The 22,333-nt window shown below is 59.8% G+C and carries 22 protein-coding genes; 15 read left to right on the forward strand and 7 right to left on the reverse strand.

What is annotated here, in order from left to right; genetic code table 11:
- The first annotated feature begins 96 nt into the window (after positions 1-96).
- Positions 97-1,533, forward strand: a complete 1,437-nt coding sequence (locus FCH38_RS05825; RefSeq protein WP_174373157.1) for a PLP-dependent aminotransferase family protein — start codon at positions 97-99, stop codon at positions 1,531-1,533.
- Between the two features lie 69 nt (positions 1,534-1,602).
- Here the strand turns inward: FCH38_RS05825 and FCH38_RS05830 are convergent, their stop codons facing one another.
- Complete coding sequence (locus FCH38_RS05830; protein ID WP_174373158.1) at positions 1,603-2,538, reverse strand: LysR family transcriptional regulator; 936 nt, start codon at positions 2,536-2,538, stop codon at positions 1,603-1,605.
- Positions 2,539-2,679: 141 nt separating this feature from the next.
- On the opposite strand from FCH38_RS05830, the gene FCH38_RS05835 reads away from it, so the two are divergent.
- The 3 genes from FCH38_RS05835 (at position 2,680) to FCH38_RS05845 (ending at position 4,956) form a co-directional block, all read left to right on the forward strand.
- Positions 2,680-3,546 (forward strand): pirin family protein, encoded by an 867-nt coding sequence (locus FCH38_RS05835; RefSeq protein WP_174373159.1) that lies wholly within the window; start codon positions 2,680-2,682, stop codon positions 3,544-3,546.
- A gap of 94 nt (positions 3,547-3,640) precedes the next feature.
- Positions 3,641-4,321, forward strand: coding sequence for a hydrolase (locus FCH38_RS05840; protein ID WP_174373160.1), 681 nt, complete (start codon positions 3,641-3,643; stop codon positions 4,319-4,321).
- 248 nt (positions 4,322-4,569) lie between these two features.
- Positions 4,570-4,956: a DoxX family protein gene (locus tag FCH38_RS05845; protein ID WP_236776567.1), complete on the forward strand. Its 387-nt coding sequence runs from the start codon at positions 4,570-4,572 to the stop codon at positions 4,954-4,956.
- A 44-nt stretch (positions 4,957-5,000) separates the two neighbouring features.
- Here the strand turns inward: FCH38_RS05845 and FCH38_RS05850 are convergent, their stop codons facing one another.
- Entirely contained in the window at positions 5,001-5,873 is an 873-nt protein-coding gene (locus FCH38_RS05850) for a helix-turn-helix domain-containing protein (RefSeq protein ID WP_174373162.1), read from the reverse strand.
- 131 nt (positions 5,874-6,004) lie between these two features.
- Here FCH38_RS05850 and FCH38_RS05855 point away from each other — a divergent pair, with 131 nt between their 5' ends.
- The 3 genes from FCH38_RS05855 to FCH38_RS05865 all read left to right on the forward strand — a co-directional run bounded on the left by FCH38_RS05855 (position 6,005) and on the right by FCH38_RS05865 (position 8,538).
- Positions 6,005-6,943: a phytanoyl-CoA dioxygenase family protein gene (locus tag FCH38_RS05855; RefSeq protein ID WP_153516421.1), complete on the forward strand. Its 939-nt coding sequence runs from the start codon at positions 6,005-6,007 to the stop codon at positions 6,941-6,943.
- A gap of 169 nt (positions 6,944-7,112) precedes the next feature.
- Positions 7,113-7,841, forward strand: a complete 729-nt coding sequence (locus FCH38_RS05860; protein WP_174373163.1) for a L,D-transpeptidase — start codon at positions 7,113-7,115, stop codon at positions 7,839-7,841.
- 34 nt (positions 7,842-7,875) lie between these two features.
- Positions 7,876-8,538: a DsbA family protein gene (locus FCH38_RS05865; RefSeq protein WP_236776568.1), complete on the forward strand. Its 663-nt coding sequence runs from the start codon at positions 7,876-7,878 to the stop codon at positions 8,536-8,538.
- Between the two features lie 98 nt (positions 8,539-8,636).
- Here the strand turns inward: FCH38_RS05865 and FCH38_RS05870 are convergent, their stop codons facing one another.
- Both FCH38_RS05870 and dsbD read right to left on the reverse strand, forming a co-directional pair.
- Entirely contained in the window at positions 8,637-9,245 is a 609-nt protein-coding gene (locus tag FCH38_RS05870) for a DsbA family protein (protein WP_210267128.1), read from the reverse strand.
- Positions 9,242-11,104 carry a protein-disulfide reductase DsbD gene (dsbD, locus tag FCH38_RS05875; RefSeq protein WP_174373165.1) on the reverse strand — a complete coding sequence of 621 codons (1,863 nt, stop codon included), beginning with the start codon at positions 11,102-11,104 and terminating at the stop codon, positions 9,242-9,244. The genes FCH38_RS05870 and dsbD overlap by 4 nt, the downstream gene beginning before the upstream one ends.
- Positions 11,105-11,246: 142 nt before the next feature.
- Between dsbD and FCH38_RS05880 the strand changes: the two genes are divergently transcribed.
- Both FCH38_RS05880 and FCH38_RS05885 read left to right on the forward strand, forming a co-directional pair.
- A complete protein-coding gene (locus FCH38_RS05880) occupies positions 11,247-11,909 on the forward strand; it encodes a response regulator (RefSeq protein ID WP_174373166.1) in 663 nt (220 codons plus the stop codon).
- Entirely contained in the window at positions 11,909-13,267 is a 1,359-nt protein-coding gene (locus tag FCH38_RS05885) for an ATP-binding protein (RefSeq protein ID WP_174373167.1), read from the forward strand. Before FCH38_RS05880 ends, FCH38_RS05885 begins: the two co-directional genes overlap by 1 nt.
- A 45-nt stretch (positions 13,268-13,312) precedes the next feature.
- Here the strand turns inward: FCH38_RS05885 and FCH38_RS05890 are convergent, their stop codons facing one another.
- A complete protein-coding gene (locus tag FCH38_RS05890; protein WP_174373168.1) occupies positions 13,313-15,349 on the reverse strand; it encodes an NAD(P)-binding protein in 2,037 nt (678 codons plus the stop codon).
- 143 nt (positions 15,350-15,492) lie between these two features.
- Here FCH38_RS05890 and FCH38_RS05895 point away from each other — a divergent pair, with 143 nt between their 5' ends.
- The 4 genes from FCH38_RS05895 (at position 15,493) to FCH38_RS05910 (ending at position 19,237) form a co-directional block, all read left to right on the forward strand.
- Positions 15,493-16,131 carry a TetR/AcrR family transcriptional regulator gene (locus FCH38_RS05895; protein WP_174373169.1) on the forward strand — a complete coding sequence of 213 codons (639 nt, stop codon included), beginning with the start codon at positions 15,493-15,495 and terminating at the stop codon, positions 16,129-16,131.
- A 99-nt stretch (positions 16,132-16,230) separates the two neighbouring features.
- A complete protein-coding gene (locus FCH38_RS05900; RefSeq protein ID WP_149899793.1) occupies positions 16,231-16,905 on the forward strand; it encodes a response regulator transcription factor in 675 nt (224 codons plus the stop codon).
- A gap of 35 nt (positions 16,906-16,940) precedes the next feature.
- The gene (locus FCH38_RS05905) at positions 16,941-18,338 is read left to right on the forward strand and encodes a sensor histidine kinase (protein ID WP_174373170.1); all 1,398 of its coding nucleotides are present in this window, start codon (positions 16,941-16,943) and stop codon (positions 18,336-18,338) included.
- A 272-nt stretch (positions 18,339-18,610) separates the two neighbouring features.
- Entirely contained in the window at positions 18,611-19,237 is a 627-nt protein-coding gene (locus tag FCH38_RS05910) for an outer membrane protein (protein WP_174373171.1), read from the forward strand.
- Positions 19,238-19,368: 131 nt separating this feature from the next.
- Here FCH38_RS05910 and FCH38_RS05915 read toward each other — a convergent pair whose 3' ends face one another.
- A complete protein-coding gene (locus FCH38_RS05915; RefSeq protein ID WP_174373172.1) occupies positions 19,369-19,758 on the reverse strand; it encodes a hypothetical protein in 390 nt (129 codons plus the stop codon).
- A 100-nt stretch (positions 19,759-19,858) separates the two neighbouring features.
- Complete coding sequence (locus FCH38_RS05920) at positions 19,859-20,290, reverse strand: MarR family winged helix-turn-helix transcriptional regulator (RefSeq protein ID WP_149899797.1); 432 nt, start codon at positions 20,288-20,290, stop codon at positions 19,859-19,861.
- A gap of 206 nt (positions 20,291-20,496) precedes the next feature.
- Between FCH38_RS05920 and graD the strand changes: the two genes are divergently transcribed.
- Entirely contained in the window at positions 20,497-21,036 is a 540-nt protein-coding gene (gene graD / locus FCH38_RS05925; RefSeq protein ID WP_149899798.1) for an FADH(2)-dependent resorcinol hydroxylase reductase component, read from the forward strand.
- Positions 21,037-21,087: 51 nt separating this feature from the next.
- Positions 21,088-22,317: an FADH(2)-dependent resorcinol hydroxylase oxygenase component gene (gene graA / locus FCH38_RS05930; protein ID WP_174373173.1), complete on the forward strand. Its 1,230-nt coding sequence runs from the start codon at positions 21,088-21,090 to the stop codon at positions 22,315-22,317.
- Positions 22,318-22,333: the final 16 nt, after the last annotated feature.

Here is a 22,333-nt window from a genome sequence, read left to right on the forward strand (position 1 = left end):
ATCGGAGCGGCGTGGTTGTCGCGCCGGTATCTGCCATGCAATAAATCCTATCCGGCCTAGTGTAGTGAGCCGGATTTTAGAAAATGGATATGCCGGATGGGCAAGGGTGCGACACTTGTGATCGAATGGCGGCAGAAGGAGGGGGAGCCTGTCTTTCTTGCGATAGCACAGGCGATCATTACGGAAATCGAACGCGGGCGGCTGAAACCCGGTGATCCCCTGCCGGGTACCCGTGCACTTTCAAAAAACCTCGGTGTGAACAGGAATACGGTGGATGCAGCCTATCATGAGCTGCTGATGCAGGGATGGCTGGTGGCGGAGGCATCGCGAGGCACCTTCGTTGCAAGAGACCTGCCGGACTTTGCACAACACCGGCCCCTGCAAGAACCCGGCGGTGCGGAAAAGACCAGTGCTGCATCTGGCAAGCAGCCGGCGCTGAACCTTTCCGACGGGGCGCCTGATTCCCGCTTGGCGCCGACCGTACCGCTGGCGCAGGCATTTCGGCGCGCGTTGAATTCGCCCGTGTTCAGCGCCGATCATGGTTATGGCGATCGGCGTGGCAGCGCCCATCTGCGAGGGACCCTGTCTGATTATCTCAAGGACGAGCGTGGGCTTGCGGCAGATGCCGGCGATATCATGGTGACACGCGGCAGCCAGATGGCGCTTTTCCTCGCCGCCGCAACCTGTGTCGAGCCGGGATCAGTCATCGCGGTTGAAAATCCGGGTTATCCGCTCGCCTGGGCCGCATTCCGGGCGGCCGGTGTCCGGACTGTGGGGGTGACGGTGGATGCCGGCGGGATCGATATTGATGCGCTGGAAAAGCTTGCAGTACGGGAAGCAGCGCTCAGAGCCATTTATGTCACGCCGCACCATCAATATCCTACCACTGCCACCCTTAGCGTCTCCCGGCGATTGCGTTTGCTTGATCTGGCGCGCCGTTACCGTCTGACGATCATCGAGGATGATTATGACCATGAATATCGCTTCGATGGGCGTCCTGTCCTGCCACTTGCCGCCAGAGCCAAGGCGGAAACGCCTGTTATTTATATCGGGTCGCTTTCCAAGCTTATCGCACCCGGGATCCGCATCGGTTACGCCGTTGCACCGCCGACCCTGCTGCGCCGGATGGCTGATCTGCGCGAAGCGGTTGACCGGCAGGGTGACCTGCCACTGGAACACGCCTTGGGCGAGCTAATTCTCGACGGCACGCTCAGGCGTCATGCACGCAAGGCACGGCGTATCTATCATGCGCGCCGGGATCATGCCGCCGCCTTGCTTGCCGAGCATTTTTCCGACGTGGTGGATTTCACGCTGCCTGCGGGTGGGCTGGCCATCTGGCTGCGCATGCGTCCGGGGGTGAGTGCCGAGAGCTGGGCGCTGAACGCCAGCCGGCTTGGCCTTGGCATTCTTCCCGGGCTTCGCTTCGCGCTTGATCCCGCGCATCCGCCTGAAGCCTTCAGGTTTGGATTTGCCCGCCTCAGGGAAGCGGAGCTTGAGCGGGCGGTCAGAATATTAAAACAGGCAAAGCCGTGATGGTAGGTGTCGATCAGGCGGGATTGAATTGACTGGACCGGGAGCACCAATCGCCGCGTGCCGCAGCAATTATTCGTTCAGGTTTGCTTTGACGGTTGCCGCCTTCTCCTCGGCCGAAATGATCGCATATTCATCCGCCAGAAAGTCCAGAAGTGCGCGCACGGAAGGCAGGAGACCGCGGCGCGATGGGAAGGCGGCATGGATGATGCCGCTTCGCGGCGCCCAGTCCGGCAGGAGGTCGATCAGCCGTCCCGCCGCCACATCCTCCCTGACGACCATGGTGGGAAACTGGCAGACCCCGATGCCTTTGAGCGTTGCAAGCCGCAGGGCCACCATGTCATCGGTAATCAGCAGCGGCTGATAGGGAATTGCCGCCGAGGCACCGTTGGGGCCAAGCAGGTTCCATTCGAAACTGCTGTGGGATGAACCCCAGGCGAGGCCGGGCATGTTGACGAGATCGGCCGGAACGGTGACGCCTGATTTGACGATTTTCGGACTTGCGACCAGCCGCTGTTCACTTTCCGCCAGCTTGCGGATAACGAGATCGCTGTCCTCGAGCGGGGGAAACCGCACCCGGATGGCAAGGTCGAAACCCTCGCGGATGACATCCACCCGGCGGTTAGTACTTTCCAGATGGACTTTCACCTTGGGGTATCTGGCCATGAAGCGGGCGATCATTTCTCCGACCTGAAAATAGATCACCGATGCGGGGCAACTGACCCGCACCGTGCCCTGCGGTTCCGCCCGCATACGATCGATCACCTCCAGCGCCGCATCCGCCTCCACCACCATCGCCAGACAATGGCGGTAAAATTCCTGGCCGATCTCGGTAATCGCAAACTGCCGGGTGGTGCGCTGCACCAGCCTCACGCCAAGATCCTCCTCCAGCAGGCCGATGCGGCGGCTCAGCCGTGAGCGGGGTACGTCCAGTTTCCTGGCGGCGGCCGAGAACCCGCCTTGTTCCACGACGTCGACGAAGAGGCGCAGATCGTTCAGATCGGGCATGATGATGGCCTTTCATTGTCCTGTTTTCAGGACGGTATATCCTGATCTTCGATCTACCGGCCAGTTTGTTCCAGAACTATTTTGCTCTCACACGATCACCAGCGACCCTTCACAAGAAAGAAGGGCATCCAGGAGACTATGATGAGACAGGTTCTTGGCGTTTACAGCAGCACATCGCCGCATTGGGTGGGGGATGGATTTCCGGTCCGCTCCATGCTTTCGCACATGACCCAGGGCGAACATATCAGTCCCTTCCTGCATCTTGACTATGCCGGGCCGGAACGGTTTGCGCCGGGCAAGACGCCGCGCGGCGTCGGCGCTCACCCGCATCGCGGGTTCGAAACGGTGACCATCGTCTATCAGGGCGAAGTGGAGCATCGCGACTCGACCGGCAGCGGCGGGCTGATCGGCCCGGGCGATGTTCAATGGATGACCGCGGCTGCGGGCATCCTGCATGAGGAACGCCATTCGCAGGCCTTTACGAAACAGGGCGGTACGCTGGAAATGGTGCAGCTCTGGGTGAACCTGCCGGCCAGGGACAAATCCGCACCGCCCGCCTATCAGACGGTGCTCGACGGGGATATCCCCGCCGTGGCGCTGCCTGACAATGCGGGAACCGTGCGTGTCATCGCCGGCGACTATGCGGGACACAAGGGGCCGGCGCGCACCTTCACGCCGATCAATGTGTGGGATTTGCGTCTGACGCAGGGAGGGCGCGCGATATTCGACCTGCCGGAAGGGCATAGCGCCGGTCTTGCCGTTCTTCGCGGAGCCATCACGGTCAACGGGACGCGATCGGCACGGGACGTTCAGTTTGTCATGCTTGATCGCGAGGGCGGCAGTTTCGAGATCACCGCCGACAGCGACGCAACGGTGCTTTTGCTGAGCGGTGCGCCGCTTGGCGAGCCGGTTGCCATGCAGGGGCCGTTCGTCATGAACACGCCTGAAGAATTGCAGGAAGCCTTCATGGATTTCCGGGCCGGAAAATTCGGTGGCATCCCTGCCTGAGCCATTCCCGTGGCTTTGCAAGGGGCCACGGGCCTCACCGGGCGGAAGTGATTTCAGCCCACAAGTCCATGCCTACCAACCAAGGAGACTTACAATGAGTACACCTGCCAATTTTAACGGCCAGCGGCCTGTCATCGATCCCGATGATGCGGTGATGCTTTTGATCGACCACCAGAGCGGTCTGTTCCAGACGGTGGCGGACATGCCGATGCCTGTTCTGCGCAGCCACGCAACAGCGCTTGCCAGAATGGCAACGCTGACGAAGATGCCCGTTATCACCACGGCATCGGTACCGCAGGGGCCTAATGGTCCGCTGATCCCGGAAATCCATGAAAACGCACCGCATGCGCAATATGTGGCGCGCCGCGGCGAGATCAATGCCTGGGACAATCCGGAATTCGTGGCTGCCGTCAAGGCGACCGGCCGCAAGACGCTGATCATTGCCGGCACCATCACCAGCGTGTGCATGGCCTTCCCGGCGATTGCAGCGGTTCAGGATGGCTACCGGGTATTTGCGGTGGTGGATGCTTCCGGCACCTATTCCAAGATGGCGCAGGAAATCACCCTTGCACGGGTGGTTCAGGCCGGCGTGGTGCCGATGGACACGGCTGCGGTTGCCTCGGAACTGCAGAAGACTTGGCATCGCGACGATGCCCAGGAATGGGCGGCTGTCTATACGAAGATCTTCCCTCCCTACCAGCTTCTGATCGAAAGCTACATGAAGGCGCAGTCGGTCGAGAAGAACAGCGAACAGCTCGATTCACAGCGCGGCTGATCGTAAAAGGCAAAAGGGCGGCGCAGCTTGCGCCGCCCTTGTTCGATCATGACGGAAGCCGTTCAATGCCAGTCAGGCTTCGGCGGTTCGCGCGGCTCATTTTGAAGGCATGCGCACAACAAGTTGTTCACGTTGTTACAGCCGCTCTCTTAATCGTCAATTTCAGAGGTGCGGCGCGGTGTTAAAACTCGTCGCAAACATCGAATAATTTTCACCAGGAATCTCCCATGACTGCAAAGATAAATGACATGATCATCCTTCTGGCGCGCCTTTCCATCAGCGCCCTCTTCCTTCAGGCCGGCATCGGCAAACTCTTTGAAATTTCAGGTTTCGCGGCGTCTTTGGCCGCAAAGGGCGTGCCTTTTGCCGGCCTTGTCGTATACATCGTGATTTTGGTGGAAATTCTCGGCGCTGCTGCCTTGGTATTTGGGGTGAGGGCCAGAGAAACGAGTGTGATATTGCTGGCTTTCACCTGCGTCGCGACCTTGCTCAGCCATGCGTTCTGGTCGTTTCCGGAAGAGGCGCGTTCTGCCCAGCAGGGGCAGTTCTTCAAGAATCTGGCCATCGTCGGAGGCCTGCTTTTGTATTTCGTTACTGGACCCGGCAGATACCGCCTGGGGCAGGATGCGAAGTAGCGCAGGCCGCTGCGGCAAAAGGGCAATCCGGAGGCGTTGCTGCGTTACCGGGTTTTTCTGCCGCCGCCCTGAAACGAGGCTCGATAGTCGCGCGGTGTCATGCCGCGCAGACGCAGGAACTGGCGATTGAAATTGGCCAGCGAGGTATAACCGACATCGGCAGCGATATGCCGGATTGGCTGGGTGGTGCCCGAGAGCCGGGCGCAGGCTTCGCCGACCCTGAGGCCGATGAGATAGTCTGAAATGCTGACCTGCGTATGTTTCCTGAACATGCGGTGCAGGCCGGATTCGCTGAGAGCGGCTATTGCGGCAATCTGCTCCATGCGGAGCGGCTCGTGGTAGTGACGGTGCAAGTGGATCAGGACACGGTCAATCCGCGAGCGGTCCCCTTCCACCTGCTGCGGCACGACGGTTGAAAGAGGTGCGCCACCGTCCTCCGCCGCCAGCCGGGCCAGAATATCCAGAAGGCCGGTCAGTTGCCTGACCGGCGGACAGGAAAATATAGCTTCAAAATCATCCGCCAGAGCCCGGCCGAGTGCGGGATCGAACGCCAGCCCGGTTGCGGCGTGTTGGATGAGGCGTCTGACGGGCGCCAGTTCCACCGATCCGCCGGCCAGTCCTTCGATCCATTCTTTCCTGAACCAGAAGACGAGGGCGACATGTGGTTCAGCCGGATCGAGTTTGTCGCGCGACGCCCAGGTGTGCGGCAGGTTCGGGCCGATGAGCACGAGGTCGCCGTGATCGTAATTGGCAACATGATTACCCACGAACCGCTGCCCACGGGAATTCAGTGTCAGCGTCAACTCGAACTCGGGATGGTGGTGCCATTCGAACGGAATGGCGTCGTCAAGCCGCCGGTTGAGCCTGCTCCAGGAAGAATCCGGCGATGTCGGCAAATGTTCGAGATGTGGTCTCATTCCGCGCTTTCTGGGATTTATACGCTGGAATAGTATCATTATTGTCCATCTGCGGACAACAAGTCCCCCGGGAAAGCCGTAGTTTTCCTTTCATCGCCTGATGGTCAGGGAGATGATGATGGGAGAAAGACATGCAATCCACCGCAGCAATCAAACGCGACAGCCATCCGACGACGGCCGCCACGACCCAGCTCAAGGATATCAAAAAGACCTTGCCGCTGCGCGTCCTGTCGGAAGCGGACTGGCAGCACTGGACGACGAGGGGATATATCATTGTCCGTCAGGCGGTGCCTGCGGCGAATGTGGAACGCCTTGTCGATCTGCTCTGGAAATTCGATGAAAAGGATCCGGCCGACGCTTCAACCTGGTATGCGCCGCAAAGACGCGAACACAAGATGAAGGAATTGAACAATACCGGCATGCTGGAAATCTATAATCACCAGTATCTCTGGGACAATCGTGCGGAGCAGCGGGTTTATGACGTCTTCGTTGACATATGGGACCGGGAGGATCTGTGGGTCACCATCGACCGCGCCAATCTCAATCCGCCGAAAAAGGTGAAAGGCAATCCCAACGGTTTCATCCACTGGGATGTGGACACGTCCATCCGCCCGCTGCCGATCGGCGTACAGGGCGTGCTGAGCCTGCAGAAACAGGACGGCGATGTCGGCGGGTTTCAGTGCGTGCCCTATCTTTTTGAACATTTCGATGAATGGGTGAAGACGCAGCCGGAAGATCGCGACCCGATGCATCCGGATATGGCTGGCCTGTCCGTCGTCAATATCGATATGGAACCGGGCGACCTGATGATCTTCAACTCGCTGCTTGCCCATGGCGTGCGTCCCAATCATTCCGATGGCCGTGTGCGCATGGCGCAATATATCTCCATGCACCCGGCGGAATTCGACAATGAGGTGGAACGGCAGGAGCGGATCCGACTCTGGAAGGAGCTCGATCATCCGCAGCGCGACGCCTTCCCCGGTGATCCGCGTGAATGGGAGAAACGCCATGCCGAAACCGCCAGGCTCAACCCACTCGGCGAAAAGCTGCTGGGCCTGACCCGCTGGTGAATTTGCATCGAACACACAGAGAAAATGACCGCTCCAGGGGGCGGTCATTTATCTTTTCGGTGATCCGCAATAACGCCGATCCAGACGAATTGCCATGCGGGTGATGGCCTTAAGACTGGCTTAAGGTGGGGGCCGGCTATGTGTCGCGGAACAGGAGACACAGCCCAGAATGCACGACATCCCGATTTTCACCACGCGCAGAAACCTTCTTGCCCTTGGGCTTGCGGGCCTGCTGGCAGGTTGCGCTACGTCCGGTGAACCGCCAAAGCCGGCGACGTTGTCGAGGAACGACGAACCCTTGCCCAAGACGCCTGCGCCGGCCACGCCGGCCATGTATGCGGCGCTTCCCGATGAGACATTTCCGATCCCGGCAGTGAATATCAAGCAGGTGGACCCCCGCTACTGGCGGCAGGTCGTCGATTATCCGACCGAAGAAAAGCCCGGCACGCTGATCGTCGATACGCCGAACAAGTTTCTCTACCACATTCTGCCGGGCGGCAAGGCGACCCGTTACGGGATCGGTGTCGGCCGTGATGGCTTCTCCTGGGCCGGCCGGGCGACGGTCGCTTATAAGCGGGCATGGCCGAAATGGACGCCGCCGGACGATATGGTGGCGCGGCAACCCAGCCTCCAGCCCTACAGCATTGCCAATGGCGGAATGCCACCCGGCCTCAAGAACCCGCTCGGCGCGCGGGCGCTCTACATTCATCAGGGCGGCCGGGACACGCTTTACCGCCTGCATGGAACGCCTGAGGCCTTTTCTATCGGCAAGGCGGTTTCCTCCGGCTGCATCCGGCTGCTGAACCAGGATGTCATCGACCTCTTCAACAATGTGAGAGATGGCAGCACCATCGTGGTTATTCCCGACCCCTCGAAGCGCCAGCAGCTCGCCGCCTGACGATCGACACGGAAACGAAAGAAGACCCTTCACCATGGCATATAATGTTCGAAACCGCGCGGATGATTCAGCCCTTGCCGGGCTCAGACGCCGTGCCTTTCTCCTCGGCTCGATTTCGGTGGTCTCGGCCGTCGCCTCGCCGGCAGCGGCTTCGCCCAACGGTCTGAAGCTTGAGATGATCCTGCGCGATCCGGCGGCACCCGTCTCCGGCAATCCCGCCGGCAAGCTCACCATGGTCGCCTTTCTCGATTATAATTGCCCCTGGTGCAAAAAGACGGCCGTTCCCATGAGCAATGCGGTCTCGGCAGACGGGGATGTCAGGATGGTCTACAAGGACTGGCCGATCATAACACCTGACTCCGTCGAGGGAGCGCGACTGGCGCTGGCGGCGAAATATCAGGACGGTTATCACATCGTCCATGATGCGCTGATGGCGATCAAGACGCCGAAGGTGAAGGCCGACGAGATGCGCGATACCGTGCGTGCGACGAGTATCGACTTTGCCCGCCTCCAGCGCGACATGAAATCGAAAGCGGCGGAGATCGATGATTTGCTTGCGCGCAATCATGAACAGGCGATGTCGCTGCAATTGACGGGAACGCCTGCTTTCATCATCGGCAAGTTCCTCGTTCCCGGTGCAGTACAGAGCGCGGAAGCCTTTACGGATCTTTTCAAAAGAGCGCGTGAACAGGCGTAGCGTTCGGAGAATGATGGTTTCACGTCCGCTTGGACTGAAACCATCGCTTCAACATTCTGGCTGGGCGTGGCAGTGCCGATGCCCTTTGCCGTCTCGTCCTATCCCCGTGCCTTGGCGATTGCTTCCTTCAGGCCCTTGCGGTCGAGGACGCCGGCAAAGCTTGTCGTTCCCACCACAAATGATGGCGTGCCGACGAATTTGAAGGCGGCGGCCTGTACCCAGTTCCGGTCCAGCAGGCCGGAAATCCACGCCTGATGCTCGACAACGGCCTTGCCAACACCGTCGAAGGTCAGGCCCGCTTTCTTAAGGGCCTTTTCGACATCGGCCTGCTGCAGCTTGTTCGGCGTGTGAAACATGGCGTCGAGCGTCTTTTCATATTTGCCGAGCCTGGCGCTGGCGAGCACCGCCTGCGCGGCGATGACCGATGCGCCGCCGAAGACCGGCCAGTCCTTCAGCACAAGCCTGACCTTGCCATCCTGTTCGACCACGTCGCGCACCATGCCGTAGGATGATTTGCAATAGGGGCACTGGTAGTCGAAATACTCCACCACCGTCACGTCGCCTTTCGGATTGCCGAGGACCGGGGCTTCCGGATCGTGCAGCACCATCTCCCGGCTTGTCGGGTCTGTCTCGGCAAAAGCAAGTGAGGGGGGAGCAATGGCGGCAAGGCCGGCCATTGCGACAAGCTGTCGACGTGTAAGGGTCATTGGCGGGCTCCTGCGGTATTGTCGATTGCCGGTTTTGCAAGCGCCTGCTGCGTTTGCGCCGCCGCATCGATGAGTGAACGGGCCGAAATCTCGCCCACCATGCGGATGGAGGGGAGTTCGGCTCCTTTTCTGTCGAAGAACAGCATGGTCGGCGGGCCGATGACATTGCTGTCTTTCATCAATTGCTGTTTGTCTGGCGTCATGTCCGAAAGATCGACGGAGACGAGGTTCGTATCCTTAAGGCTTTCCGCGACCTGTGGATCATTCAGAACGGAGCGCTCGATAACGCGGCAGGAAACGCACCAGTCCGCAGTGAAGTAGACGAGGCTGGGCTTTCCTGCCTGAGCGACCGCGGCTTTCAGTTCCCCATTGGAATTCACCGTTGCAAAACTCGCCTTTGTCAGGCCGGGCATGGAGCGGCTGGCGATCGGGCCGCCGGAGAATTGCAGCGGCTGGAGCATGCTGGTGCTGCCGCTTGCCGCGCCGAAAGCGAGAAACGCGCCATAGAGCATGGAAAGAAGGCTGGCCGATTTCATCAGACGGCGGCCAATGCCGGCCTGTTGCGGCAGTGTGTCGAAAGCACCGAAGAAAACACCGATGGTAACGAGCAGCGCTGCGGAAAGCGCGAGCGTTACAGGCGGAGGAATGAGCCGGTCGAGATACCAGATCGCGGTGGCAAGGAAGATGAAGCCGAACAGCCAGCGTATCTGCGCCATCCATGCGCCGGCCCGCGGCAGCAATGCCGCGCCGGAGGTGCCGATGAGGATGAGCGGAATGCCCTTGCCGATGCCGAGCGCAAAGAGCGCCGCTGCGCCGAGCAGCAGGTTTCCGGTCTTGGCGATATAGAGAAGTGCGCCTGCAAGCGGCGCTGTCACGCAGGGGCCGATCAGCAGCGCGGAGCTGAAACCGAGAATGGCGGTCGAGCCGAACGATCCGCCGAGCGAACGCTGCGATCGCGCCAACCGGTCGCGAAGGCCCGCCGGAAGCTGGACCTCGACCATGCCGAAACTGGCGATCGCCAGAATGATAAAGACGGCGGCGGTGATGAGAATGGCCGGTGGCGACTGTAGGGCGATCTGGAAGCTCTGGCCAAGCCATGCGGCCAGTATGCCGAACAGGCTGAAGGCGGCGGCAAGCGCGGCGACATAGGTTGAGGAAAGGAGAAAGCTGCGACCGGGCGACAATGAAGCGCCCTGCCGGCCGAGCGTGGCCGCGAGGATCGGGTACATGGGAAACACGCAGGGCGTGAATGCGAGGAGCACGCCAAGACCCATGAAGGAGGCGAGAAGCAGCGCCGTGCCGCCCCGGGCGAGAAAACCTTCCACCATACCCGGCTCGGTCGGGGGTGCCGGTACAGGTACTGACTGCTCCGCCTTTTCCAGCTCTTCGGACGGTGCTATCAGGGCGAAGGACTGAAATGCGGGCGGTTCCTGCGGCCTTATGCCGAACGACGCCTCCGCTTCGATCCGCAACCCATCGATGGCGACCGTTCTGAACGGATAGCAGATGCCGCCATCCTGGCACCCCTGAAATGTCAGTTTCATGGTCTGCGGCGCGTCGGCGAGCGTGGCGGCGGTTTGCCCGAAATAGACTTCGGTGTTGCCGAAGCCGGGATCATCCTTCATCTCGCCGGCCGGCGTCCTGAGATCGAGCTTCGTTCCGTCCTCAGTGGTGGCCTGCAGGCTCTCCCGATAAAGATAATATCCTTCGGCGACTTGCCAGCGGAACGTTGCCGTCGTTCCCGTGCGGTCTATCGAAAGTTTGAACGCATCCGCCATGTCCATCGGCGGGCCGAGCGCGAGCGCCTGTCCGCAAATGGATAGCAGAACGAGGAGCACGAACGAAAAATTGAAACGCATTCTCTTTCCTTATGGGGTAGGCCTTGTGGGATAAGCCATGGATGGCGCAGGCTTCCGGCTGGAAGCTTAAGCCAGCCTTAAGGTTCGTTTTTCAGGTTCCCGCGCATCAAAATACCCGTGTGCCGGAATGATGGAGTGCTCAATGCGTTTGTTGGTGGTCGAGGACGATGATGTCCTGCTTGATGGTCTGCGGGTCGGGCTGCAGCTTGCCGGCTTCACCGTCGATGCTGTCATGACCCTTGCCGACGCAAAAATCGCCCTCGAGAATTGCCGTTTCGACGCCGTTGTCCTCGATGTGATGTTGCCTGACGGGTCAGGCCTCGATCTTCTGCGCCACACCCGCAATGAGCGCAACCGGGTGCCGATCCTCCTGCTCACCGCCAAGGATGCGACCACGGACAAGATTTGCGGCCTCGATGCCGGCGCGGATGATTATCTGGGCAAGCCTTTCGATCTTGATGAGGTTGCCGCCCGGTTGCGGGCGATCATCCGCCGTGGCGAGGGGCGTTCAGAGGGCACGCTGTCGGCGCTGGGCGTGACGCTCGATCCGGCGAAGATGGTGGCGAAGAAGGATGATAGTGTCATTGCGCTGTCGCGCCGTGAATTTGCGATCATCCACGCCCTCATGCAGAATCCCGGCATGATTTTTTCAAAGCCGGTTCTGGAAGAAAAGCTCTATGGCTGGCAGGAGGATGTGGAAAGCAACACCATTGAGGTCCACATCCACAAGCTCCGCTCCAAACTGGGCGCCGGTTTCATCGAGACGGTGCGCGGCGTCGGTTACCGCGTCGGGAGGGCTGCGTGATGTCGATCCGGGCAAGATTGTTTACCGTGCTTCTGCTGATGACGGGTCTCGTCTGGCTGTCGGCCTGCGTGTGGATTTATACCAGCACCAAGGCGCGGCTGGAGCATGTTCTCGATGCGCGGCTGGTGGAATCGGCAAGAATGGTTGGATCCCTCGTCGGCGACCGCCCGGTCGATATCCGCCTGATAGACGGCCATTCACCGACGCATGATGAGGACGCAGACGCTGATGCGGCGGCGATACCCTCCTACGAACGCCAGCTTGCCTGCCAGATCTGGTCCGTCAGCGGCCGTCTGCTCAGCAAGTCTGACAGCGCCCCGGATGCTTCCCTTTCGGATCATGCCTCGGGCTTCCAGAATACGGTCATCAACGGCATCGAATGGCGTGTTTATGCGGTCGTGAAGCCCGATCTCGGTGTCCGGGTTCTGGTGGGTGACAGTGTCGAGGTTCGCGACCGGCTGGTTGACGATGTCATCAAGGGGCTTCTTTATCCGGCGCTTTTCATCATGCCGCTGATGGCTGGCCTTATCTGGCTATGTGTTTCCAGGGGGCTTGCGCCCCTGCAAAAGCTCGCAAACGGCATGAAAGCGCGCGACGCGACTGAACTCCATGGTTTTGCCGACAAGGGAACGCCATCGGAGCTTCGGCCGATGATCCATGCGCTGAACAGCCTTCTGGCGCGTGTTCAGGCGACGCGGGAGAGGGAACGCGAGTTCACGACCTATGCCGCACATGAATTGAAAACACCGCTTGCCGGCCTGAAGACGCAGGCGCAGGTGGCCATGCGTTCCACCGATCCCGAGGTGCAGCAACAGGCGCTGCGGCGCATCGAGCAAAGCGTCGACCGGACAAGCCGGATGGCAAAACAGCTTATCGACCTAGCTGCCGTTGACGCCACCGAAGCGCAGGCGGTGAAAGCCGGCGTCGACATTCCCCATCTCATCCTTGATGTCATACAGGAGTTGGAGCCGCTCAGGCGTGCACGCGAGGTCGAAATTACCTGCCGGCTGTCGGAAGAGGCGGATACGATCCTCATCGAGGCGGATCGGTCCCTGCTTCGTCTTGCGATCCGTAACGTGATGGAAAATGCCGTGCAGCACTCGCCGAGGGGATCAACAGTCGAATGCCGGGCGGAAATGGCAAACGGCAAGATCAACGTCGTGGTTATCGACGAAGGGGCGGGGATCGCGGTGGAGGAACAGGAACGGGTGCTGCAGCGCTTCTATCGTTCGCCGCGATCGGAACCGGGTGGAAGCGGCCTCGGGCTTGCCATCGTCAAGATGGCCATCGACCGGCTGGGCGGGCGATTGCGATTTTCGCAATTCGGTCAGCGGTTCGCGGTATCGCTTGAGTTATGAGGGAGGCCGCAACAGGGCGGCTCTCTCTCTCTCTCTCTCTCTCTCTCAGAGGTCCTTTGCGAGGCGCAGCGCATCGTAGATTGCCGCATGGGTGTTGCGCGCTGCGACCGCATCGCCGATCCGGAACAGCCGGTAGGTGCCGGTCGGATTGCGCTCGACGGTCTGTGCCGCGCCCGCAATCAGCGCGTCATAGGATATTTCGCCAAGGTTCTTCGAGCCGGGCTTGAGCTCGAAATAAAGCTCGTCCAGCGGGATTGTGCCGTGATTGACGACGATCTGGTCGACGACGCGCTGTTTCGAAACGCCGCCATAATCGCTGCCAACATGGGCGATGATCTGATTGCCGCTTCTTTCCGCCGCCTCCAGCCGGTAGGTGACGGTGAATGTCGTGTCGTGTTTTTGCAGCGAACGCATATAGGGCACGAGATTCATGGCCATGACTTCCGGGGCGAAAGAGCGATCCGGCGTCATGATCTCGACCTTGCCGCCCGCCTTGGCGATGAATTCGGCGGCCTGAAGCCCGGTGTGGTCGCCCGCATCATCATAGACGAGAACATTGGCGCCCGGCTTGACGTCGCCGGAAATGATATCCCATGCGGAGACGACCAACTCGTTGCCCTTCGAAAGCACCTCGGTATGGGGCAGTCCACCAGTAGCGATAATCACCACGTCGGGTTTTTCGGCGACAACCGTATCCGCCTCCGCCCAGCTGTTGAAATGGAAGATGACGCCGAGCTTCTCGCACTGGCTCATGCGCCAGTCGACGATGCCGATCATTTCGCGGCGGCGTTCGCTCTGTGCGGTCAGGCGGATCTGGCCGCCGGGGTCGCTGGCGGCCTCGAAGACCACGACCGCATGGCCACGTTCCGCACATACCCTTGCGGCTTCAAGGCCTGCCGGGCCAGCGCCAACGATCACCACCTTCAGGCTTTTCTCGGCCCTTGTGATTTCATGCGGCATGGTTTCCTCACGGCCGGTTGCCGCATTGTGAATGCAGAAGGCGAGGCCGCCTTGATAAATACGATCAAGACAGTAATTGGCGCCGACGCAGGGGCGGATGTCCTCCTCCCGCTTTTCCATGATCTTGCGGACGATATGCGGATCGGTCATGTGGGCGCGGGTCATGCCGACCATGTCGACCTTGCCGGCGGCAATCGCATGCCGGGCGGTGGCGACATCCTGAATTTTGGCGGCATGGAAAATGGGGAAGCTGGTCGCCGCGCGGATTTCGCCTGCGAAATCAAGATGCGGCGCGCTGGCCATACCCTGAATGGGGATGACGTCGGTCAGGCCGGGATCGGTGTCGATATGCCCCCTGATGACGTTGAGATAGTCGATCAGGCCGCTCTCCTTCAGCCGTCTGGAGATTTCGATGCCTTCCGCCTTGCCGGTGCCGTTCTCGAGACATTCATCGGCGGTGTAACGAACCCCGAGGATGAAATCGTCGCCGACGCGTTGGCGTATCGCCCTGAAGACGTCGAGACAGAAACGCATGCGGTTTTCAAGCGAGCCGCCATAGGGGCCGTCAAGTTCGTTGGTCAGGGGTGAGACGAACTGGTCGATGAGGTGGCCATAGGCTTCCAGTTCCACCCCGTCCATGCCGCCCGCCTTCATCCGTTCGGCAGCATCGGCGAAATCCTTGATGATGCGCTCGATATCCCAGTCCTCGATCTTTTTCGGAAAGGCGCGGTGCGCCGCTTCCCGTTGGTGCGATGGTGCGAGTACCGGCAGCCAGTCGCCCTTGTCCCAGCGGGTGCGGCGGCCAAGATGCGTCAGCTGGATCATGATCGCCGAACCCGCCTCATGCACGGCGTCGGTCATTTCCCGGATCCACGGAACGATTTCATCCTTGTAGGCCAAGAGATTGTTGAAGACGGGCGGGCTGTCTTTCGACACGGCGGCTGAACCCGCCGTCATCGTCAGCGCCACGCCGCCCTTCGCCCGCTCGACGGTATAGGCGCGGTAGCGCCCTTTCGGCATGCCGTCTTCGGGGTAGGCGGGTTCGTGAGAGGTGACGATGATGCGGTTGCGCAGCGTCAGATGCTTGAGCTGATAGGGCTGAAGAAGGGGATCGTTCGACATGTGCCTGCTCCCAGAACGGTTGTGCGACAAGGCTAAGAGAAAATGTACATATGTGTCAATTAAGAAAACACTGGTGTTTACGAGATAAACAAGAGTGTACGCTTTGCCTTGTCGCGCAGGGACTGATTTGCTACGCAATTGTCATGGAAGCGACATTGAACGAAACCGGTTGGCGTGGATCGCAGGAGGGTTGGCTTGAGGCCGCCTACGAGGCGCTGCTGGAATCCGGGGTGGATTCCGTCAAGATCCTGCCTTTGGCGAAAAAACTCAATCTCTCGCGCACCAGCTTCTACTGGTTCTTCAAGGACCGGGAGGAATTGCTGGCGGCGCTGTTGTCCCGCTGGCGCGAGAAGAACACGGGAAGCATCCTCAGGCAATCGGAGGCCTATGCGGAAACCCTGGCCGAGGCGATGCTGAATGTGTTCGATTGCTGGCTGGATTCCTCGCTTTTCGACAGCAAATTCGAATTTGCGGTGCGCAGCTGGGCGTTGCAGTCCGATGATATTCTTGCCGAGCTTCGCAAAGCCGACCAGATGAGAATGGAGGCGCTTTCGCGTATGTTCATGCGTTTCGGCCACCCTGAAAATAAGGCAGACGTGCGTGCCCGCACCACTTATCTCGTGCAGATCGGGTACATTTCCATGCAGGTCGAGGAAGATGTGGCAGTGCGGATGAAAAGGATTGCGGATTATATCGCTATCTATACCGACGAAGTGCCGCAGCAGCGCGAGCTTGACCGATTTTATGCAAGACACGGGTACAAGCCGGGGCCGGACACATAACGCCCGAACACATGAGCGATGCCCGCCCGCCTGCAATGTAGTTGCAACATTCACCGACGAGTGGTGATGCTGGCAAGGGTTCACCTTTGGGGAAAGTCATTGCGAATCTTGCTTCTTGAGGACGAACCCGAAATGGCGCGCGCGCTGCTTGAGGCCCTGCGCCGGCGCGATGTGCTCGCGGACCACGTCAGCACCATCAGCGATGCCGACGCCCTTGCGCGTGATGGCTCTTACGATGTGCTGGTTCTGGATCGCCGCCTTCCCGATGGCGAGGGGCTGAACCTCGTATCGTCGCTTCGCCGGAGCAAACATACCGTACCGATCCTTGTCCTGACGGCGCTTGGAAGCGTCGATCACCGGGTCGACGGGCTGGATGCGGGGGCGGATGATTATCTTGCCAAGCCTTTCGCAATCGAGGAATTGCTCGCCCGCCTCAGGGCTCTTCACAGACGCGGCCCTTCGATCTCCGATAAATATACAAGTTTCGGAAATCTGAGCATTGATCCGAGAAGCAATGAAATCAGCGTTGCCGGCTCCATCATCGAGTTTCGGCGTCGGGAATATCTGGCGCTCGAAGCTCTGATGCGTCGTCCGAACCGCATCGTGACGCGGTCCAGCCTGATCGAGGCGGTTTATACGCTCGACGATGAGATCGAGTCCAATGCGCTCGATGCGCATATCTCGCGCATTAGGAAGAAGCTGGCGCAGGCCGAAGCGACGGTGGAGATAAGAGCCGTGCGCAATATCGGTTATCTCATCCGGGCAAAGACATGAGGCAGGAGCGCAACCGATCCCTGCGATGGGGGCTGATGAAGCGCCTTTTCGCCTTGCAGGCATTTTTTCTCGTTCTTTTCGTCATTCTTCTCGTCGGCTGGATCTGGATCATCGATCCGCGGCTGGAAGGCGCCAATGAAGAGGCCGCGCGCATCATTGCGGAAAGCGTGACGAAGGATGGGCAGGGCCGGCCACAGGTGGCTGCTACGCCCGATCTGGAGGCGCTGAAACAGCGCTATCCCGATCTCTGGTTTGTCGTGCGGGACGCTGACGAAATCGTCCTGCAATATGGGGATATCCCGGCGCCTGCTCTGGAGGCGGTGTTTCCCCGGAGCATCGAAAGGGCGCGTCTGGAGGCCGGGGAAACAGTCCGGGCCACCATGGAAAACCGCGATACGCCGGCCGGCCGGTTGCAGTTCATTGCCGGGACGGAAAAAGGTCTCCCGAATGACGGCATCAGTCTCTGGATCAATGTACAGCTGGATCTGGAAAAGGATGCCGATGGCGCCATTCGCTGGCTGACCGTGCTGCCCGGTGTCGGCTTCATCATCCTCATCGCCGTCGTGCCTATGCTGCTCCTGACGGGTATTGCGACATTGCTGGTGACGCCCCGTGCGGTTGGCCGTTCGCTGAGTGGCCTCATGGAAACGGTCGCCCAGGCGCAATCGATTAATTTCGAGAACCGGTCCGCCCGGATCGATCGTTCGAAGGTGCCGAGTGAAATCATTCCGCTCGTGGATGCCTTCAATGTCGCGCTCTCGAAACTGGACGAGGGCTATAATCGCCGTAACCGCTTCCTGGCCGATGCCGCTCATGAGCTGAGGACGCCGATTGCGATTGCGCGCATCCGGGCCGATCTTTTGCCCGATGACGAGCTGAGCCGACAATTGCGAGCGGACATTGATCGCCTCACGCGCGTTGCGCACCAGCTTCTCGAGATGCAGGCGGTGGGTGCGGTGGAACTGCCTGCCGAAGAGCAGGATCTGAATGTTCTTGTTGAACGCATCGCGACCGATCTTGCGCCGATTGCGATGGATGCCGGTTATGAATTTGATTTCGAACCGAGCGAAGGAAAGGCGCTATTCACGATCCAGACCTCGATCATCGAGATGGCGGTCGTCAACCTCATTCGCAATGCCATCGATCATGGTGGTGGCAAGGGCGCTATCACGATCCGGGTCGGTGCGACGGGAACGATAGACGTCTGCGATGAGGGGCCTGGCATACCCGTTTCGGAACGTGAGCAGGTATTCGAGCCGTTTCATCGCATCAATACCAATTCGTCTGGCGCCGGTCTGGGTCTTAATCTGGTCCAGAAGGCGGCGGAGCTTCATCGTGGACGGGTCCTGTTCCTCGACCTCAATCCCGGCTTTGGCGTTCGGCTGGAAATTCGATCCATTGCTTCACGAAGCGCTGTGGTTGATGTTGTGTAGCTGTGGAGATTACAGGCGGCGAGCCGGTGTCCCGATGGGGAAATTTCTTACAATTTAGTTAAGGGATTTCGTCTAACTATATTAAATTACTGAATTATTTTTCAATAAATTCGTTTCGTGCAATCCAGACGTAATTCTCGTGGGGAAAATGTCCGTATCTGCTGAGCTTATCCGCACAGGAGATCAACGGGAGCCGGTTTCCGGTTCTTCAACGCGAACGGAAACCCTGCAGCTGTCAGAGCATGGCGCATCGGTTTCGTCTGGAGTCATTCATGTCGTTCATCGCAAAATCGCTTGTCACCGTAACGGCTGCCGTCATGGTCGCAACCAGTGCCTATTCGGCTGATCTTACCAACTATAATGCGCAGCAATTCGACTATGCCAACCCGCCGGCCTTTTCCTGGGGTGGGGCCTATGTCGGTGCCCATGGCGGCATCGCCTCCCCAAGATTTAATCCGCTGGCCAGCGGCCGGGGTCTGACGGGTGGCGTACAGGCCGGCTATAATTTCCAGTTCGGCTCCGGTGTTGTCGGTGCGGAACTGGAAGGCTCCTATCTTGGCAACGAAGCACGTGTGCCGAACGGCCGGTTGAGAGAGCGCTTCCGGGGTGCGGCCAAGCTGAAGGCCGGTGTTGCGCTTGACCGCACGCTCGTTTACGGCACCGCCGGCCTGACCACGACGAAATTCAAGGATACGAATGGCGTCACCGGTCCCGATGGCTGGAAACAGGGCTATCTGCTGGGAGCGGGTCTGGAACAGAGCTTCGGCGGTGGTCTGTCGGCCAAGCTTGAATATAATTATGTGAGCACCGGAGATGTCACCACGACGACCTCCAGCGGGCGGTCAAAAACCGATGTGACCGATCATGTCATCAAGGCCGGCCTGAACTATCGTTTCTGAGCGACCGATCCGATGACAGATTTCAGGGAGAATTCAAAAGAATACCGCCGCTTTCAGCTTGGAAGCGGCGGTAAAACAGCGCATGGCGCGAAACGGGCGGGGCCGGGTGGAGATTTGAAATCCCCAAACCATCATTCGCATTCAAGCGAAGGTTGCCGGAAGCTCGTCACATACCACTCACTCCCGGAATTGCGGGTGTAGAACGTATAGAAACAATCGATGCGTTCGACATAACCCGGTGTCTCCGAGACTTCGTAACGCTCGCCACGCCGTGTTGTCCGCACTTCACCGCTCGATGATCCGGCAACGACCTGTGTCTTGTTCTTCCGCCATTGATAAGCCTGCTGGCCGGGACCCATGCTATAAATATTGTCAGGCGGCCCGTAATCCAGCATCACGCTGGTGATGGGCGCGCCGATATAGCTTTTCATGACTGTCGAGGCGCAGGCGGTGAGCACGGCCGATGCGACAGCGATGAAGATAATCGCTGCCGGGGCTGCAAATGACGATCTGTCGGACATGAAAATTCCTTTCAGCTGCGGTGGATTTCCGCAGGGATAGGAACCGGTCATTGCAAGTACATTGCACGTGAAGATCGTGAGGCGAGCGGGGCTTCCCGCGTCAGAGGCCGGCGATATTGCGGCCGATATGGCGCAGGATGCTTTTGAAAAGTTTTACTTCCGCGGGATCGAGACCTTCGATTGCGGTTTTTTCGAACATGGCCGCGATGGGCATCAGTTCTTCCGCAAGCTCCTCGCCTTTTGTCGTGAGCGTGATGCGCACGATGCGGGCATTGTCGGCCGGTCGCTCACGGCTGACAAGGTTGCGCCTGACGAGCAGGCCGACGAGCCGGGAAAGAGTGGAGATCTCCACCGACACGAGGTCGGCAAGCTCGGTCAGCGTCTTGCTCTCCTGCTGTCTCAGCGTCGCCAGCACGCGATACATCGGCAGGGTGATGTCATAGGAAGCCAGTCTCAGGGAAAAACGCTCGCCAAGCCGAACGCCCACCCAGTTGAGCAGGTAGGGTACCGAGTCGGTGAACTGATAAGACACGAAGTAAATCCCCGTTTGAGAGCCATCTGCGCAGATGCTGATGTGCGCCTATCGGCTGTACCGGCACAATCCATCCGTTTCAATAGCTTCGCTCCAGAAGGCTGCGGAATGGGAGATAGGCTGCTCGCAACAAATGACAAAAAACATTTGCATTGACAAACATTGCAAATGCAAATAAATAAGAATGCAGGATTTGGGAGGATCTCATGACATCAGCACTGTTCGGCCTGAACAACCTTGCACCGGAAGGCGTCGGCCAGACTTTCCGCACGACGATGCGCCGTTTTCCGGCAACCGTGACGGTTATCACTGCCTGTGCTTCCGGCGATCAGCGTGATCACGGCATGACCGTGACCGCCGTCACTTCGGTCTCGATGGAGCCGCCCTCTCTTCTGGTTTGCCTGAACAACCGCACACTGCTGCACGAGCTGCTGCTCTGCCGACCGGATTTCATCGTCAACGTGCTGACGCAGGATCAGATCGCGCTCTCGGATGCTTTCAGCGGCAAGGTGTCGCCGGAGGAGCGCTTCGGCAATGGTGACTGGCAGCGTCACGAAAACGGTGTTCTCTATCTGCCCACGGCGCATGCGGCCATCGCCTGCCGCCGGGTGGCGGCGATGCCCTATGGAACGCATACCGTGTTCATCGGGCAGGTGGTTTCGGCCGATGTCAGCGAGACAACAAGGCCATTGCTCTACGAAAACGCCCAATATTGCGCCGCAAGCCCGGCAGGTGTGCCGGCCTGATATTTCCGGCCAGATAATTCCCGGCCAACTCACTTCCGGAGGGAGACAATCATGAACGATATGAGCCATGCGCCGCAGCCGGTGCAAACGACCCCGCGTGTCCACCTCACCAGCCGCGTTGCCGGCATAGCCGATCTTTTCCGGTCGAGCGCCCGCCAGACGGAAGAGGCGCGGCGCGTTCCCGCCAGCCATATCGAGGCGCTGCGCGGTATCGGTTATTTCGATATCGTCAAACCCCGCGCTTTCGGCGGAAAGGGCGGTGAGTTTGCTGAACTGGTTGCGGCCAATATCGAGCTTTCGGCCGCCTGTGCGTCAACCGGCTGGGTTGCCGGACTGCTTTCCGCTCATCAATGGCTGCTGGCGATGTTTCCGGAAGAGGCGCAGGCCGATGTCTGGGGTGAAAACCCTGACGCGTTGCTGTGCGGTTCCTATGCGCCGGTGAAAATGGCTGACGTGGCTGAGGGCGGTTATCGCCTCAGCGGCAAATGGGCCTTCGCCTCGGGTTGCGAAAACGCGCAATGGTCTCTCTGCGCCGCCATTCTGCCGCCGCAGGGTGAGGGCAGGCCGGTTCCCGCCTTCCTTCTCGTTCCCGCCAGCCAATATGTCATTGAAGACACATGGCATGTGGTGGGGCTGGCCGGCACGGGCTCCAAGACGCTGGTTCTCGACGATGTCTTCGTTCCCAAACATCGGGTTCTGACCTTTCCGGACGCCACCAGCGGCAAGACGCCCGGCGGGCAATATTATGCGGAGGAAGGCCTGTTCAACATGCCGCTTCTGACCGGCATTCCGTCCTGTCTTGCGGCGGCTGGCGTCGGAGCGGCCAAGGGGGCGCTTGCGGGTTACGTCGATCATGTCGGCGGCCGGGTGACGCGCGGTGCTGTGGCGGGTGGCAATAACCGCATGGCGGAATTCCCGACCATTCAGCTGCGCGTTGCCGAAGCGGCGGCGAGCGTCGATGCGGCTTGTGAAATCCTGCTGCGCGATGTGGCACGTGCACAGGTGCTGGCGCAGGCCCGGGTCGAAGGCCGGGCGGAATTCACCGTGGATGACCGCCTTTTGAGCCGTCGCGGCCAGGCCTTTGCGGTGTCTCTGGCGCTGCGCGCCGTGCAGGCACTCAACGACTCTACCGGCGGCGTCGGGCTTGATCTTGCCAATCCCGTGCAGCGGGCCTGGCGCGATGCGAATGCGGTTGGCCGCCACATCAGCATGAACTGGGATGCCGTGGGCACCATGATCGGCCAGAGCATGCTCGGGCTGGAACCCAAGGGCCAATATTGACCGCGCATCAAGCGGC

The organism is Agrobacterium tumefaciens (genome assembly GCF_013337285.1).
GTDB classification, from domain to species: domain Bacteria; phylum Pseudomonadota; class Alphaproteobacteria; order Rhizobiales; family Rhizobiaceae; genus Agrobacterium; species Agrobacterium burrii.

Bases quoted from the DNA above. Each gene is read 5' to 3' on its own strand.
- FCH38_RS05840 (WP_174373160.1), top strand. From the start codon at position 3,641: ATGAGTACACCTGCCAATTTTAACGGCCAGCGGCCTGTCATCGATCCC.
- FCH38_RS05885 (WP_174373167.1), top strand. From the start codon at position 11,909: ATGTCGATCCGGGCAAGATTGTTTACCGTGCTTCTGCTGATGACGGGT.
- FCH38_RS05835 (WP_174373159.1), top strand. From the start codon at position 2,680: ATGAGACAGGTTCTTGGCGTTTACAGCAGCACATCGCCGCATTGGGTG.
- graA (WP_174373173.1), top strand. From the start codon at position 21,088: ATGAACGATATGAGCCATGCGCCGCAGCCGGTGCAAACGACCCCGCGT.
- FCH38_RS05895 (WP_174373169.1), top strand. From the start codon at position 15,493: ATGGAAGCGACATTGAACGAAACCGGTTGGCGTGGATCGCAGGAGGGT.
- FCH38_RS05825 (WP_174373157.1), top strand. From the start codon at position 97: ATGGGCAAGGGTGCGACACTTGTGATCGAATGGCGGCAGAAGGAGGGG.
- FCH38_RS05880 (WP_174373166.1), top strand. From the start codon at position 11,247: ATGCGTTTGTTGGTGGTCGAGGACGATGATGTCCTGCTTGATGGTCTG.
- FCH38_RS05915 (WP_174373172.1), bottom strand. From the start codon at position 19,758: ATGTCCGACAGATCGTCATTTGCAGCCCCGGCAGCGATTATCTTCATC.
- FCH38_RS05870 (WP_210267128.1), bottom strand. From the start codon at position 9,245: ATGACCCTTACACGTCGACAGCTTGTCGCAATGGCCGGCCTTGCCGCC.
- FCH38_RS05860 (WP_174373163.1), top strand. From the start codon at position 7,113: ATGCACGACATCCCGATTTTCACCACGCGCAGAAACCTTCTTGCCCTT.
- FCH38_RS05905 (WP_174373170.1), top strand. From the start codon at position 16,941: ATGAAGCGCCTTTTCGCCTTGCAGGCATTTTTTCTCGTTCTTTTCGTC.
- FCH38_RS05850 (WP_174373162.1), bottom strand. From the start codon at position 5,873: ATGAGACCACATCTCGAACATTTGCCGACATCGCCGGATTCTTCCTGG.
- FCH38_RS05845 (WP_236776567.1), top strand. From the start codon at position 4,570: ATGATCATCCTTCTGGCGCGCCTTTCCATCAGCGCCCTCTTCCTTCAG.
- graD (WP_149899798.1), top strand. From the start codon at position 20,497: ATGACATCAGCACTGTTCGGCCTGAACAACCTTGCACCGGAAGGCGTC.
- FCH38_RS05865 (WP_236776568.1), top strand. From the start codon at position 7,876: ATGGCATATAATGTTCGAAACCGCGCGGATGATTCAGCCCTTGCCGGG.
- FCH38_RS05890 (WP_174373168.1), bottom strand. From the start codon at position 15,349: ATGTCGAACGATCCCCTTCTTCAGCCCTATCAGCTCAAGCATCTGACG.
- FCH38_RS05910 (WP_174373171.1), top strand. From the start codon at position 18,611: ATGTCGTTCATCGCAAAATCGCTTGTCACCGTAACGGCTGCCGTCATG.
- FCH38_RS05830 (WP_174373158.1), bottom strand. From the start codon at position 2,538: ATGCCCGATCTGAACGATCTGCGCCTCTTCGTCGACGTCGTGGAACAA.
- dsbD (WP_174373165.1), bottom strand. From the start codon at position 11,104: ATGCGTTTCAATTTTTCGTTCGTGCTCCTCGTTCTGCTATCCATTTGC.
- FCH38_RS05855 (WP_153516421.1), top strand. From the start codon at position 6,005: ATGCAATCCACCGCAGCAATCAAACGCGACAGCCATCCGACGACGGCC.